The following is a 15,602-nucleotide window of genomic DNA, read 5'->3' as shown; positions in this document are numbered from 1 at the left end:
TGATATAAGTGTGTATATACAACTTTATTAACCTCAAAATATTTTATTATGAAAACAATTGTACATCTAATTACGGGATTGTTCCTTTTAATGTGTGGCTCTGTTTCTGCACAAAAATATCAGGACACATTAATAACGGTCAAAAATGTCAGACTGCATTACGAATATGATATGAGCTGGACTAAAGAAGTTAAAGCGAGAAACATTGAACAATTTATTAAAAATCAATCAGAACCCTCGATTAAATCTTCTACAAAAATTCAGTCTATTTTACAGAATATAGAATTATCAAAAGAGCCATGTGTTAATTCCGGATTTGAAAGTGGTTACAGCGGATGGACCGGTTTGAGCCTGAAACACGGAGTTACGACACTTCCTATTGAAAATGGCTTAACACTAAATCCGGGTGTTTTATCCTTACCTTTTACTGGTACGGCATCTGGACAAAATTTCACTTCTATCGAAACAACAGGAACAGATGCTCTTTTATTGGCTTCCAGTCCTTCTTTTTCAATGTCTAAAACTGCTCCGGGATCCTCAGGCACACAATCAATTCGTTTAGGAAATGATCAGCCGGGTTATGGTGCAGAAGGGATTGCCAAGCGTTTTGTGGTAACGGCAGCGAATGCAAAATACTATTTTCAATATGCCTTGGTAATGGATAGAAGCCATTCAAATGCAGATGGGAGCGTAAATGGTTCTGAAGTCTTTTTTGTTGCAGAAGCTGTAGATATGGCCGGAGTAACTGTTGATAAAATGGTGGATATTGCTGCTCCGTCTAACCCATTTATCAGTGCAACTAATGCTCCAGGTGAAGGAATAAAGTATTACAGAGACTGGCGTTGCGCCTATCTGGACTTATCAAGCCATATTGGAAGAGAAGTAGTAATTATGCTTATAAACTCAGATTGTTCTGCTGGAGGTCATAATGGATATACCTATATTGATGACACCTGTACGAGTTGTAAAAATACTTCAGAGGGCGTTATTGATTTAGATTTAAAAGGACATGATTGTATAAAACCGAAACAAACTTTTAATGGAACATTTACTGTTCCTGCAGCGGCAACCAATGTTCAGATCAGTTTTGAAATTTATCAAAACGGAACATTATTGAATACTTTAGCGGCGTCCACAATTTCAGGCTCTAATTATTCAGTTGATGTAGCAGCAACAGATTTCCCAAATCAGACACCGGGGACTTGTTATGACGTAGTAGCAAAACTGACCTTTAATTTAGTGGACTTAAACGGAAACGTACAAACAGTTGTTCAGTATTCTGCAAATCCGGTTTTAGGAGTGCAATACGGACAAACGGCGGGTTTTGATAATGACATCTGTTTCTGTATTAATAATTTAGGCGCCTATTGTTGTGATTCTGAGAATTTAGTTGTCAACGGTAATTTTGAAGCTGGAAATACAGGTTTTACCAGCGCCTATACTCTGGATTCATCTACTTATCCGGGACAATATAATGTAACGAATTCTGCAGCAGCTTTTGGAGCAACAGTAACCGATCATTCGTTTTGTGTTGATCCTGTAACGTATGCTTCAAATGATAATTATTTGACGGTAAACGGAAAAACACAGCAATCCGGCTCTTCTGTAGTTTGGGAGCAAACAATAACAGGATTAAGAAGAGGAGAAAAGTATCGTTTCTGTGCCAATTTCAAAAACATGAAGGAATGTACTTTTGATATTCTTCCGAAAGTCAGAATAGAAGCAGGGGCTACAACTTCAGCGGTATTTACAGTAAATGTGGCGACAGCTAATGCTTGTGACTGGCAAAATGCAGATGTAGTTTTCACGGCAACAGGAACCAGCGAAACCGTTCGGATTTATTTAGACGAAACTGGTAATGGTGACGGAAATGACTTAGCAATAGATGATATTTATGTTGGTGCTTTGGGAGATCCGGGACTTGCGATTACCGTACAGCACAATGGCACAAACAATGCAATTATTGCATCGGTTAATAGTATTGCAACGTCAGATGACAGTATTAAAGGAAATTGCAGAAAATACCACTGGTATGTAGCCGAGGTAACTTCATATCCTTCTGTCGTGATTAACTGGAGTACTTTTGCACACGGAAATAATGCGGGAAGCAATCTGCCTCCATTTGCGGGAACCTCATCGGCTACAACATGGGATTTGACCACTACTTTCCCTGGTTATACTTTTGTAAATAATAAATTGTATATAATTGGAATGTACACACCTGAATGTGATTGTTATGATAGTGGTTTTACGTACCAATTGACCTTTAACACTACAGCTAAATCCGCAAATGCTGCCGGTATTACAGAAGAGCAAAAAGCAGAAATTATTGATGCTATCCTAAATGGATTAAAGCCAGGAAAAACAGATTCTTCGGATACAGATAATTTGGGTACTGAAACCAAAGATAATGTTCAGCTTTATCCTAATCCTGTAATGAATGAATTGACCGTTTCAGCTTTAAACGAGGTAATTACAGAAGTAGTTATTTCAGATTCGGCGGGTAAAATAGTTAAAAAACAATCTTTCAGATCTCAGAATAGTATTGAAAAAATCAATGTTTCAAGCTTAAATCAGGGACTGTATTTTGTTAAAGTAATAAGTGATAAAAACACCTATTTATCTAAACTGATTAAAGATTAAAACATTTAGTTTTATTATAAAATGGGCTATCTATAATTCTTTAGATAGCCCATTTTTCTTATGAAATGCAAAATCATTATTTATAGTGATTCCCTTCGTTTTGGTAAAAATTACATTTGCTCACAGAATGTTATTAGTATAATCACATGTATTTGCAGTTTAGAAATCTAGTGTTAAAAAAGCATATTGATATGAATAAATATGATACATAATAACTGAAAGAAAAATAAATAGTTGTGACATTACCCCAAATACTACCCATTAACTAATAAAATTAATTTATGAATTACAGTAAACCGATTTTCTTTTCCTTTCTTTTTTTTTTCATTGGAATCTCCGTATTTTCACAAGTAACTACTGAAGGAAATAATGATTCTAAAACCTTTGCAACTGCAAATATTTACAGTTGGAACATTGACCCTGACCACAGAACGGGTCAAAAATTACCCATGCGGCTCATATATCCCAGACCAGATGCAGAAACTCCTGTTTATGCATTGCACAGAAAAGCAAGTTCTAAATGGACATATAAAACAAGAATTTGTATTCAGGGTGGCGAAGCACCTTTTAAATATGAACTAATTTCGGGACCGGCTTCGGCTACTATTGTAGGTGAAACGGATCGTACTCAGGATCCTGTTACCGGACTTATTTCTCACAAAATACCAACAGATTACGCTACAGTTTTCTGGACAAATCCAAGTAATGCTGGTACTTTTTATGTAAAAGTAACTGATCAGTCAGGAGCAGTTACAGATGTTAAATGGACAGTACAAACTGATGAATCAGCCTTTGTGATTCTCGATCAGGAGAACGGAAATGATGCAAACGCAGGAACATGGAATAGTCCGTTAGCAAGTATACCGGAAGGATTATGGAAAAATAGTGACACTGATGCTACTTATGCAAATAAAATAGCTGTTTTTAAAAAAGGAACTTATCCTGTATATAGTACAGCATACAATACAGATTGTTCTATTAATGCAGGCGTAAAACCAAGATCTTTTCTGGCAGTTGAAAACGGTGTTGTTTTCGATACAAACGGAGGGCATTTTTATGTAAATACGGGTAATGTAGCTTTTGTTGGTATTGAATTTAGAGGATCCAAAACGAATGTCGAAAATAACAGAATTATACAAGTATCTGAAAAAGATTCAAATTACTTGTTCTGGAACCTGAAGTTTAGTAATCAAACCGATGGAACAGTAGCTAATGACAATCCATCCTGTATTGTATTTATGGACGACAATGTATATAGTCATAATATAGCAGTTGTAGATTGCGAATTACTGCCTACATCTGCTATACAGCTCATCTGTACTTTTGCTTGTGATGGAATACTTGTAGAAAACAATAAGGTTACTAATGTAAATCAGTCATTATCAAACGGCTCAACTTTTATTCATATTAAGGATGACTCAAAAAATGTAACCGTTCGGTTTAATCAGCTTTCTGGTAAAGCCCCATCCGGCATCATCAGAATGAGCAACCAACAACATGCAGGGATGCTTGCTTTTAATCAGGAAGTTTGTTATAATTTTTTGAAATCAGATATAATAGAGTGGGAAGCAGGTTTGATTATTTGGAATCAAAATGCTACAGAAACCAATAATGCCAGTAATACACATTGTTACAGAAACACAATTGTTTGCCCGAATTTTGCCGTTTCTACAAGATCATGGAACGGAGGTGATAAAGTAAAACTTTCAGGGAATGCTTATGTTTCTGCAAATTTTTTATTTGGAGGCGTAGGATATGAAGAGATAGCTCCGGTAAATGTTAAACTTCTGGCCACAGATCTTAATTCTGATGGAACAATCAATAATTCTGCAGGTAAACGGGCTTTGTATGCCGGGAAAAATGGATTCGAAATTCTATCGGTTCAGGATCCGGTTTTATCTGTAGCCACAAATACTTTAAAAAAGTTCAACGTGTATCCAAATCCATGGAAGGATAAAAATTTGACAATTGAAGGATTGGATGATTCTTCAAATACTATTATTAAAGTTTTAAACCTGCAAGGACAATTATTATATCAGACACAAACTAAAAGTGATGATTTTAAAATAGATAGATCAATTTTGAAATCAAGTGGAACTTATATACTGTGCGTAAGTCAGAATTCAAGAACAGAAACTTTTAAGATTATGGTTCCATAATTTAGTTAAGATGATAATCTTCCTTCGATATTTAAAAAAATCAAAGTATCGCAGGTTTATAAATCAAGTGTTTCAATCTAATTTCAATTTTTATTTAATGAAAAATATTGTACTAGTTTTATTTCTGTCTTTTAGTATTTCAAATTACGGTCAATACACCAAGATTCCTGATGTAAATTTTGAAAAAAAACTCATATCCTTAGGAATCGATAGCGGAAATCCTGATTCCAGAGTTTTAACCACGGCTGTTACAGCTGTAACCTCACTGTCTGTAGACAATAGCAGCATAGCAGACTTAACAGGGATTGAAGCTTTTACGGCACTAAAGGAGCTTTATTGTTATTATAATTCATTAGAAAGTCTGGATCTTTCAAAAAATACCAACTTAACTATTTTGCAGTGTTATAACAACAGTTTGAATAATTTGAATGTTACAAAAAATGTAAGTTTGAATTATTTAGATTGTTCAGGGAATAATTTAACAAGTCTGGATGTTTCTGCTAATAATGAATTGAAGACACTGCAATGTGTTTTAAATCAAATTACAAATATAACATTACCTCAAAATGGTATTCTGGAAGAACTGCTATGTCACAGAAACCTATTAAATACTTTAGATTTGTTAAAATCGGCAAAACTGCTAAATCTATCTTGTTACACTAATAATTTGTCAAGTTTAGATGTTTCAACTGCTACTTTGCTAAAAAGACTGGACTGTTCTAAAAACCAATTAACCGCTATAAATATTTCTAATAATACCCAATTAGATTATGTAGTGCTGGGAAATAATACATTAAAAAGCATAGATGTCAGCGGCTGTAAAATGTTAACCTATCTGAGCTGTCCAACAAATGAATTGGTAAGTCTGGATGTTTCGCAAAATTTGATGCTGAAAAATTTATCTTTTTCATCAAATCTGCTTACTTCAATCAATATTTCTAAGAATGACAAGCTCGAAACATTACAATGTAATTTAAATAAACTGAGTGTTTTAGATATTCAGAATAATAAAGCTTTAATCAATTTAATCATTTCGAGTAATCAAATTACTGCTCTTGATGTTTCTAAACAATTAAATTTAAACCGATTAGAGTGCGGGGATAATCTATTGACAAGTCTTGATCTTTCTCAAAATAAGATTTTGGAATTTTTAAAATGTGAAAACAACAAACTAACCACATTGAATTTGAAGAATACAAATAATGCAAAAATTTCCTATTCGTTTAGTAATTATCCCAATTTTAAAAACAATCCTGATCTAAGCTGTATTTTAGTCGATAACCAAAGCTATTCTGATGCCAATTGGAATACTAAAAAAGACCAAACATCTAACTATTCAGAAAATTGTAGTCTTGGAACGGATAATTCTGTTTTTCAGGAAACGATTCTTTACCCTAATCCAACCCGTGGTTGGCTTACTATTAAAAATGGAATTTTAGACAAAGTCATAGTATATAATGTTTTAGGACAATTACAAAAAACATTTGTGTTTTTAAACAATACTGAAGACCATACCATCGATTTATCTGAACTGACAAAAGGAGCTTATATAGTTGTTTTGGAAAAGGACAATAAAGCAGCAAGGCGAAAAATTATCATCCATTAGAATTAGCAGGAAAATAGGGATTTTGAAAATGAAGGTCATCTTCGGGATCAAAAACAAACTATATTATTAATACCGGATTCAGATGAAGAAAATCATTTTACTCTTTTTACTTTTTAACGCTGTAATCTCTCACTCCCAAAACAAAAATATGAAATACGAATACGATCAGGAAAAATTAAATGGTGCCGGGCAGCGTGAAGGCGAATTAATTCATACTTCTTATAATGAAATGACAGAATATAAACATTTGTATAAAGAAGGAAAATTAATTCAAGCAGAAAATTATCGTTATAATCTTGAGGGAATCAAACCTTTGATTGGCAAATACAAGAACGAAAAACCTTTTGAAGGATACTTTGTTTACAGCAATGAATTAGAAATTCCACTTATTGATTATTATGAAAACGGAATATTTAAAGCCCAATATACTTGTTCTTTGCTTGATTTAATGCAATATGAAGGGCAGGAATTTAATTTAAAATTCACTAAAACAACTTATAAAAACAACAAACCTGATAATGGATTAGTTCATAAGGATGAATTTCGTTTGGGAGAAGCTCATCTTTTAGTATCTGAATATTATACGGATGGCAAAATTACAAACGCAGATTTCTGGATTATGGCGATGCATTATGCCGAATTGATTAAACTTAAGTTTTTGCCAAAAGGTTATACAATTTATAAAGAAAGTTTACCAAACGCAGAGGATGAAGCAATTGACAATAAATTTAGAAGTATTACGGTTGAATTTGAAGACTCAAAAAATGGAAATGTACTTTTTGAGGTAGAGAATAAATTAATAGCAAAATCTCAATTCAGTTATTCTGATATATCTCAAAAAATAAAACCTTCAAAAGGATTTATATCTTACTTTTTCTTCAATGATGACCAAATTCTTATGGCTCAAAATGTTACTCTGGAAACCAATAAAGAGTTATATAAGGAAGCTTACGGACCAAATTCTAATTTAATTTTGCAGGTTTTTTTAATGATGAACAATCAGCCAATTCCTTATTTTTCTAATGAAGGCAAAAATGATTATTCGCTCGTTTTAGAATTAGATGAAAGCATCAATACCCATGTAGCGCTATATGTTGACGAAAAAGGAAATCCAGTCAGAGGATTTTTAATCGAACAGCAGTCTGATAAGTATAAATACACCCAGTATGAAGATTCTAAAATAGTTTCCAAAAAGGATTCATTGACTTTAGAATCCCTGAAAAAATTAATTCTAAACGCAAAGCAATAATAACATGAAAAATTTTGAAAAAATAATCGATCAGGAAGTACTGGATTTTGCAAAAGATAATACAGGTAACTATAATTTAATTGCCGATAAAATAAGATCATACTTTGGGAGTAGTTACTCAAAGGGAGTTGACTTCTATTATTTTAAATCGTTTATAGAAGGCTTAATAAAAAAATACATAGATCAGGCCATTGAGGAATACAAAATTTCAAAAAGCAAAAATCTTAGGATGCAAATCATCGAGATTGCAGATTATATGCTTGACAGGCGTTATGATGTAATGATTTCTTTGGATGAGGATGAAGCTTTTCAAAAGGTTTTGGGATATGCAACTGATTTTTTGAAAGGTGGAGACTTTTTATATTTTCAAAAATTATATGTAAACAGTCAATCACTTTATGCATTGGTAAAAGCGTATTACAATCCAAAATTTAAGAGTGATGTGGTTTTGTTTTTTAAAACAGCGTTTGATTATGCTAAAAATTACGCCAGAGACAATGATAAATTAGGTACAAGCACAAGTGCAGATCCAGATGGAGAAACCTTATTAGAACTGGTTCAGGCTATTTCGTCTTTTAATGATGAAGACAAAGAACAATTTGCCGGTATTGTATTTGAAATTTATACCTACAGCTCCCATAAAAAAAGAAGGTACGAAATGAACCAGGCATCGGGCTTTATGGCAATTCAGTTAACTTATTTTCAAACCACTTTTGATATTAATGTTATAATAGATGCTATTGAAATAACAGGTAAACATTCTGCTGATGATACCTTCGTAAAACAGACTTGGTATGCAAAATGGTTTTTTGAAGAAAACACAAAAGAAGCATTCCTTTATTTTCAAAAAAACAGCAATCCAATATTCGCCGTTTTTGCTTTAACAGATTTAGGTTTTAAAGAGGCACTTCCATTATTTATCGAAAAGAAAAAAGAAGAAGAAAATCCTGTAATGTGGGAAATTTATAATGAAGCTATTCAAAGGCTTCAGTCCGGTTATATTCCCAAAAAGAAGGAAGACAGAATGATTTGGCTAAACGGAAACCTGACTCCTGCACAAAGGGTTCTGGGTGCAGAAAATGATAATGTTTTTGTAGAACGTGCAAAACAAAAAATAGCTATTGATGATACGGTATATGAAACTGATGAAGACTAATTTGTGAAAAAAAAAAGAAGAAATATAATTCTCCTCTTGAAACTTATTTTAATTCTGAATATGATTACTTCTTTCTCCCAGCAAGCAAAAATGAAATATACTTTAGAAGAATTAAAATCTAAGCCAAAACAAGAACTGATTGATATTTCACTTGATATTCTAAAGGAAAAACAGCCTTCTTTAGTACTTAATTCTGATGATTTTGAAACTACTGCATGGAAAAACGGTACAGAAATACTAATCAAATTTAGAAGATACATTCGGTTTATTGCATTAAATGCTGAGCCGAATCAATATTATGACATCACCATTAACCTAATCACAAAACAGATTTTGCCGTTTGAATCCGGTTATAATTTTAGTTTTTACATTCCATCAGAAGAAGATAAAAAGAAACTGAATTTTATCAAACAAAAAACAGATTTTCAAAAAGATCCCTATTCTGAAATAACCATTACCGAAAACATGGATTATTATTGGATAAGTAATTTTAGTAAGACTTCCTTAAATAAGTTTTTTATAAAAAAGGGTAACCGCTTTAAATCGGCTATAATGCAAAATACATTTTCAGAATTTCGTCCTAAAGCAGTTTTGGAATCTATTTATGAACAGGAAGAAAAGATTCAATTTTTTGACGAAGAAGAAACGACTCAAAAAACAAAAAAAGCCATTATTGAGATGGGAATTACGTTACTGAAGGAAAAACATCCTTCATTGACATTGAATTTGGATGATTATGAAAGTAACGTTTTAGGTGACAGTAAAAACACTCTTGTTGAATTTAAAAGGATTATACGCTATGTCCCTTTTAGAACGGATCCTGAAAAACGTTTTTCGTACGATATAGCAGTTAATTTAAATACGAACGAAATTGCTCCTTTTGATGATTATTTTAAGTCGGAGTTTTATATTGAAACCGAAGAAGATAAAAAGGCAATTGAATTTATAAAGAAAAATTTTGGAGGGTTTTCTGCCAGTTTTGAAAATACAATTCACGAAGGCGAAAAAGACTATTCTATAACCAGTACAAATAAATATTCATACGGGAAATATGTTCTAAATAAAGAAACAGGTGAAAAAAAGGCAATGTTGCAAGGATCTTATGTGCCAATGCCAGCACCAAACGGATTTGAAGATTTGAATATATTTACAGAAATAAATAATTAAAAAATGACTAAAAATTACAGTTCTTATAAAAAAACAAAAGAGGTTTATTTTGGTGGAGACCTTGCTTTTCCTGTTGCAGTAGTATTACTGGCTGCTCTTATCACGTATGGATTATTCTATTTTTTTGGTATTACAGTTGGAATTATTTTTAATGTGGTTATTTCCTGGTGCCTCTATTTTTTCATATATTATTTTGGAAAATCAAATACAGGAATAACTTTTGATTTTTTATTAGGTGTAGCCTTTATATCCGGAGTGCTTCTATTTGTTGATTATGGAGTTTATACATTGGTTGTTTATCAAAAAACAGGGATGTTTAATAAATTTTACTTTCAGTTATGGCTCTGTGTTTTATTTAGTATTCCAATAGCCTATTATGCTTTTCGTCATGGAAGTTATTATTTGGCAGAAAGATCCATGGCAACAGAATATTTAAGAGTACCACTCAAAATACGTCATGACAGGGAATTGCTTATGTATATTGACAATATTCAGTTTGTTAATACTTCAAGGCGAACCATGTCAGATATTAAATTAGAGAAGCCTAATTGTTTTTATTCGGAATCTGAATTAAATAAAATGGATAGCAGCAATAGAAACTATTATCTCGTAGAAATTATTTATAGCGAGATGATACATATGCCTTTTAGTGCAGATTCTCTTTTGATGTCCTGGTATTCTGTTATTGAAGATAAATATTATGATATTGAATTACCTTTTCCATTTGAGAAACTCACAATCGAACAGGAAAAATATCCCACAAATGTCTCCAAAGTTTTGCGTGGCAAGAAAACCAAAAGGTTAAATCTGCATATACATGCCAATGGTGGAATCCGTCTTTTTAACGATGATATGGTTTTAATTTATCTTCAGGACAACATTCCAACTGTTATTTCAGAGGAGGTACGAAATGAAAAAATAGACCTTCACCGCCAGTCACATGATTATTACAGCAATCCCAAAGCTTTTTTGAATTTGATAGAAAAAATTAAAACTTCAGGAGGAATTGAAGAGCGATTTTTGATACAAAACAAATTGATTCCCTGGCGAATGACTATCTCTGGCCTTAGAGGGAATAATTATCTGGATGTTGATGATGTTTCATTTAGTGAATACAAAAGTGAAATCGCTGAAATGGAAATAGATAAATTGCGATTTCTGCCCAAAAAAATCGGAATTGTGTACAGAGGAAATTATCTGTACGATTGGCTCACTCTAATCTTCAATAGCCAGAAACTCTTTCAAAGTATACAAAAACTGACAGACGGAAATGATGAGGTTGCTGTTAGGTTTGATCTTAATTTTGAAAACGGAGACGAGACAGATTTACAATTTAGAATCATTGCAAATGATAAATCCATATTATTTGGTGATTGGGAGATTCAGGTTAAAAAAGACCGCAAACAAGATATGGTGGATCATTTGCTTGATAGTGATGAAGACCAGCAAAAGCGATCGCTATATAAAGAAGCCTGGGATTTGGTGTTTGATAAACAATACGATCAGGCTCAGGAAAAATGTGACATGATTAAGGCAATAGATCCAAGGTATGGTTTTGCTTATTTTCTGGAAGTCAGATTATTGTGGTATAAAGAAGGATCGAAAGCCTGTTATGCCAAAAAAGATTATTTTATTGCAAAAACGCAGCATGAACCGGCTGCTCTGGCACATATGCACAATAACTACGGATGTTTATATGATCAGGAATCCCGATATGAAGAATCCCTGGCTGAGTTTGAAAAAGCAATTTCAAACAATCCTAAAGAAGGAATTTATACCTGCAATCTTGCAGAGATTTATTGCAAATTGAATAATCCCAAAAAAGCTCTTGAAGCTGCAGAAAAATCTAAAAAAGCAGGTCACCAGTCTACTACATTAAATGCAATTTTAGAAAGCAAAGGCACACGTTATGTATAGCAAAATCACTACAAATAGTGACAATTAAGAAAATCAATAGATCTAAATTTGATTTCAAATTGTAAAATATGGAGAAGTCAAAAATGCTTTCTAAGATTGAAGCCCGTAATAAAAATATCTGGGAACAAATAAATAAAGCCGATTCAGAAATAATTGACAGTTTACTGGTTTCACCTGCGGATGTACAAAAGAAACTGAATGAGATTGATGATGAGGCTATATTAAATCAGCTTACAAATGAACTTAAGGAAGCATTTGACCAGATAAGCAGCCAGTCCAAAACATATGAAGCCGTAAATTATGAATGGAGGTATGACAGTTATGATTTAGAAAATCGTGCTATTGGAAATGCATATGAAAAATGTACGTATAATTTTTTGTTAAATTCCGATACCGGACCAGATAATAACTGGATTGTTCTTGATTCTGACAAACCTGTACTAACTGGCGAACCGTTGTATCTAAAAAGTTTATCAGCTTATCTTGTAATGAAATTCTGGTATGGTGAATTGTTAGCAGAGAATCAGAAACCAGAATATGAAGCTGATGATTACGATAATCCCTATATGCTAATGTTTGATGAATTATTTAAATTAAAATTCTTTAGCTTATTAGATACTGCTTACTCAAATATAACAGGAGTGAAGCCCGGTTATTTTTGTGTTGCTCTATTTGGACACTTGTATTCCGGAATTCAGGAATATATAAGTCAATCTTGATTAATAATGCAAAATTATGAAAAGATATAAATTATATAAAAAAGCAGAACCTGTCTGTTGCAATTTTGAAGAATTACTGAGCCATATTATTTTGCCATTAGTTATAGCTTCTTATGCTTCTTATCCGTTTTTATACTTTCTGGGTCTTGAGTCTGCCCTTGTTTATAATAGTATTCTTGCTGTTATTGCGACTTATTTCTTTGATGGTTTGAAGAAATTCATACCAATATTAAATGACAGGGATACAACAGGTTTTAAATCGGTTTTTTACTCTTTTGTTTCTTTTTTAATCATATTAAGCAGTTTATTAATTACCGGTTTCGGATTTTATTTATTGGTTTTGTATCAAAAAAATAATGAATTCAACATCTTTCATTTTTATTTATGGCTGCTAATTTTATTTGGTTTTCCGCTATTTTATTATGCCTTTAGATCAGTTCGGTATTATTACATAAAAAAACAGCAGGACGAACACTTTGTAAATATAGTGTTAGTTATTAATCATGATCTGGATCTTTTTCTGGCTATAGACAATATTCAGTTTGTAAATACGGCAAATAGGAATTCTTCTGATATAAAAATTACGAATAACATACAATCATATTCTCAAAAAGAATTTATTGCATTGAAGACAAAAACCAGACATTATTATGTTAATAAAGAAGGTTTTAGAGAGACGGTTCAGATTCCTTTTAATGCAAATGCCTTTTTATTATCGTGGTTTTCATACACTGAAAATAAATATTATGCTGTAGAATTTCCTTTTCCTTTTGAGAAGTTTATTGCAGAGCAGGAAAAATGTTCGACAGATAAATTTAAAATATTTAGACCCAGGGAAACAGAACCTTTATATCTCCATCTTTATTTGAATGGAGGAATCAGATTTTTTTATAAGAATGTAATATTAGTAGACATTCCGGTGAATAATGAAAGTGCAGTTAATGGTAAAGATAAAAAGGATTTTTTTGATTTGAATGAAACGATTAAAGAGTCCTACATAAAATACAATAGAAATTTGAGATAGAATCATAAGAACAGATACCGTTGGATTAAATTAAAAATAAGTCTCAGGCTGAGTCCATTCGTCTTCGCTCAGGATAAACTTAGTCGAAGCCCTTTGGTGTTCAAAAGCCTTCGACTCCGCTCAGGATCACATCAATTCCTTAAGTTATAAATGATGTTTTACTCCCGATTTTATACTTTTTATAATCAAATCAATTTTTTTAATCAATTTCACCCAAAGGGTTAGACTAAATATTTTTTATGCAAAACATTTATATTTTAATTACCGTTTTATTATTGGTATTATTTCTTTTTGGACGAATTCACAATTCATCAAAGTACAAATACCTTTTTCGGAATAATATATTAGGCAGTTCCAAAAAGTATGAGTTATCTCCTGTACTTCGGGGACGAGTTTATTATCCTAAGTATTTTTACATTCCGTCGTTAAAACAATACATGGTGTATTCAGATTTGGACGAAAGCGGTTCTTTTAGAATTTACCAAATGACAAGTAAGCCTTACGGAAAGGCTTATTCTCTACTGGACGAAAATGGAAACAATATTATTACCTTCGAAACACCTCTAAGTTTTTCTTACCGAAGCGGTTATTTTTACGGATCTGCTTCCTATATTCCGTTTTTAGAGACCGGAAAAAAAGAAGAACATCCTTATCATCAAATACATAATTCAGCTTTGGATTTAGGACGAAGGGATTTTGAAAAGCTTTTTATAAAATTATACGCAGCTGCTGAATATGTAGAGTTTGTAAATCTTCGGGTTTTAGGAGATCAAATTCATGAAGCAGGGATTATTTTTAAAATAGGAGGTAAGGTTGAAATTTTATTATCGGGTGTCAATGATAGTCGCATGATCCGTAAGTTTCAGGAAGACAAGACAATTAATAATTTCGGTGATTATTACCTTCCCGATATTCCAGGTGTAGAAACTTTTCCACAATCGAATCCGTCCATTGAGATGATTTGGATGCGTACAAATGACACAAATCCTTTTGTGCATTGGCGTACAGGTTTACATTATGAGTTTCGTATAAAAAAATACATTAATACTTATAATTCCGGCTGGCAGGGTATTATGAAGCTTGCAGGTATCCCAATTTACGTACCCGGTGAAACTTCGGGTACGGTATATGTACGTTTTAGAACTAAAGGGGAATCTTTTCGAATAAAAATTTTAAATGTTGAAAAATTCGGACCAGTCTATAATTTAGGTCTCCGAACCTTTAAGGTGCCGAAAAACCTCCGTGCAAAGAATTCGCTGGTGTTTATGGAATCTGTACAAAATTGTGGAGATAACCGTTTAGGCGGAGGTGTATTTGTGGTTCGTCCCACTACAAATAGGAATGCATCGGGCGATATTCCGTCAGACATGACAGAAGATCATTTTAATACATTACCCTTTACTCTGCAGGAAGCACTTTTGCATCCTGAAACAACATCATTAAAAATAGTTGATCATAAACATATTGGATGGATTCCTGAAATTGAAAGATTGAAAAACCTTACTCATTTAGAAATAAGCATTACAATGGACGAAATTCCTGATGCCATTTCCAAACTTCCCAAATTGCAGCATTTGAAGTTTTTGAACTGCAAAATTCAAAAAATCTCGCCTCAGCTGGTCCAACTTACAGAACTAAACGAGTTGGATTTATCTTCAAATAAACTGACTCAGTTTCCGGAAATAGTTTTGGAACTCAAAAAACTAAAAAGACTGGATATTGGAGACAACGAAATTTCAAATATCCCCGATGATATTACTATTTTAGAACAATTAGAGCATCTCAATATAACCTCAACCCATGTTGCAACACTTCCCGAATCAATGATTGGGATGAAAAAATTATATGTTGCCAGCGATACTAAAATACAAGATAAATTACCGAAATCGTACAATCATTTATTTGATTATAAGAAAACATTGCCTGATTATTTAAAAAATACTCATTAAATCTTAAACAGTT

The 15,602-nt window shown here is 32.6% G+C and carries 10 protein-coding genes; all 10 read left to right on the top strand.

Annotated elements, in window-relative coordinates; all coding sequences use genetic code 11:
• Nucleotides 1-48 precede the first annotated feature (48 nt).
• The 10 genes from FLACHUCJ7_RS22680 (at nucleotide 49) to FLACHUCJ7_RS22635 (ending at nucleotide 15,589) form a co-directional block, all read left to right on the top strand.
• Complete coding sequence (locus tag FLACHUCJ7_RS22680; RefSeq protein WP_180910628.1) at nucleotides 49-2,643, top strand: T9SS type A sorting domain-containing protein; 2,595 nt, start codon at nucleotides 49-51, stop codon at nucleotides 2,641-2,643.
• A 281-nt stretch (nucleotides 2,644-2,924) separates the two neighbouring features.
• Complete coding sequence (locus FLACHUCJ7_RS22675) at nucleotides 2,925-4,802, top strand: T9SS type A sorting domain-containing protein (protein ID WP_180910627.1); 1,878 nt, start codon at nucleotides 2,925-2,927, stop codon at nucleotides 4,800-4,802.
• Nucleotides 4,803-4,899: 97 nt separating this feature from the next.
• Nucleotides 4,900-6,408 (top strand): leucine-rich repeat domain-containing protein, encoded by a 1,509-nt coding sequence (locus tag FLACHUCJ7_RS22670; RefSeq protein ID WP_180910626.1) that lies wholly within the window; start codon nucleotides 4,900-4,902, stop codon nucleotides 6,406-6,408.
• 82 nt (nucleotides 6,409-6,490) lie between these two features.
• A complete protein-coding gene (locus tag FLACHUCJ7_RS22665) occupies nucleotides 6,491-7,657 on the top strand; it encodes a hypothetical protein (protein WP_219634159.1) in 1,167 nt (388 codons plus the stop codon).
• 4 nt (nucleotides 7,658-7,661) lie between these two features.
• The gene (locus tag FLACHUCJ7_RS22660) at nucleotides 7,662-8,813 is read left to right on the top strand and encodes a hypothetical protein (protein WP_180910624.1); all 1,152 of its coding nucleotides are present in this window, start codon (nucleotides 7,662-7,664) and stop codon (nucleotides 8,811-8,813) included.
• A 90-nt stretch (nucleotides 8,814-8,903) separates the two neighbouring features.
• Nucleotides 8,904-9,980, top strand: coding sequence for a hypothetical protein (locus FLACHUCJ7_RS22655; RefSeq protein ID WP_180910623.1), 1,077 nt, complete (start codon nucleotides 8,904-8,906; stop codon nucleotides 9,978-9,980).
• A 3-nt stretch (nucleotides 9,981-9,983) separates the two neighbouring features.
• Entirely contained in the window at nucleotides 9,984-11,897 is a 1,914-nt protein-coding gene (locus FLACHUCJ7_RS22650; RefSeq protein WP_180910622.1) for a tetratricopeptide repeat protein, read from the top strand.
• A gap of 68 nt (nucleotides 11,898-11,965) precedes the next feature.
• The gene (locus FLACHUCJ7_RS22645; RefSeq protein ID WP_180910621.1) at nucleotides 11,966-12,616 is read left to right on the top strand and encodes a hypothetical protein; all 651 of its coding nucleotides are present in this window, start codon (nucleotides 11,966-11,968) and stop codon (nucleotides 12,614-12,616) included.
• Nucleotides 12,617-12,632: 16 nt separating this feature from the next.
• Nucleotides 12,633-13,640 (top strand): hypothetical protein, encoded by a 1,008-nt coding sequence (locus tag FLACHUCJ7_RS22640; protein ID WP_180910620.1) that lies wholly within the window; start codon nucleotides 12,633-12,635, stop codon nucleotides 13,638-13,640.
• Nucleotides 13,641-13,879: 239 nt separating this feature from the next.
• Nucleotides 13,880-15,589, top strand: coding sequence for a leucine-rich repeat domain-containing protein (locus FLACHUCJ7_RS22635; protein WP_180910618.1), 1,710 nt, complete (start codon nucleotides 13,880-13,882; stop codon nucleotides 15,587-15,589).
• Nucleotides 15,590-15,602 lie beyond the last annotated feature (13 nt).

This window comes from Flavobacterium salmonis (assembly GCF_903819435.1).
Taxonomy (GTDB): domain Bacteria; phylum Bacteroidota; class Bacteroidia; order Flavobacteriales; family Flavobacteriaceae; genus Flavobacterium; species Flavobacterium chungangense.
The sequence above is the reverse complement of the archived record's forward strand: the minus strand, read 5'-3'. Positions and strand labels throughout refer to the sequence as shown.

Excerpts from the sequence above, each read along its gene's own strand:
- FLACHUCJ7_RS22635 (WP_180910618.1), top strand. The coding sequence starts at position 13,880 with ATGCAAAACATTTATATTTTAATTACCGTTTTATTATTGGTATTATTT.
- FLACHUCJ7_RS22680 (WP_180910628.1), top strand. The coding sequence starts at position 49 with ATGAAAACAATTGTACATCTAATTACGGGATTGTTCCTTTTAATGTGT.
- FLACHUCJ7_RS22650 (WP_180910622.1), top strand. The coding sequence starts at position 9,984 with ATGACTAAAAATTACAGTTCTTATAAAAAAACAAAAGAGGTTTATTTT.
- FLACHUCJ7_RS22665 (WP_219634159.1), top strand. The coding sequence starts at position 6,491 with ATGAAGAAAATCATTTTACTCTTTTTACTTTTTAACGCTGTAATCTCT.
- FLACHUCJ7_RS22655 (WP_180910623.1), top strand. The coding sequence starts at position 8,904 with ATGAAATATACTTTAGAAGAATTAAAATCTAAGCCAAAACAAGAACTG.
- FLACHUCJ7_RS22645 (WP_180910621.1), top strand. The coding sequence starts at position 11,966 with ATGGAGAAGTCAAAAATGCTTTCTAAGATTGAAGCCCGTAATAAAAAT.
- FLACHUCJ7_RS22660 (WP_180910624.1), top strand. The coding sequence starts at position 7,662 with ATGAAAAATTTTGAAAAAATAATCGATCAGGAAGTACTGGATTTTGCA.
- FLACHUCJ7_RS22675 (WP_180910627.1), top strand. The coding sequence starts at position 2,925 with ATGAATTACAGTAAACCGATTTTCTTTTCCTTTCTTTTTTTTTTCATT.
- FLACHUCJ7_RS22670 (WP_180910626.1), top strand. The coding sequence starts at position 4,900 with ATGAAAAATATTGTACTAGTTTTATTTCTGTCTTTTAGTATTTCAAAT.
- FLACHUCJ7_RS22640 (WP_180910620.1), top strand. The coding sequence starts at position 12,633 with ATGAAAAGATATAAATTATATAAAAAAGCAGAACCTGTCTGTTGCAAT.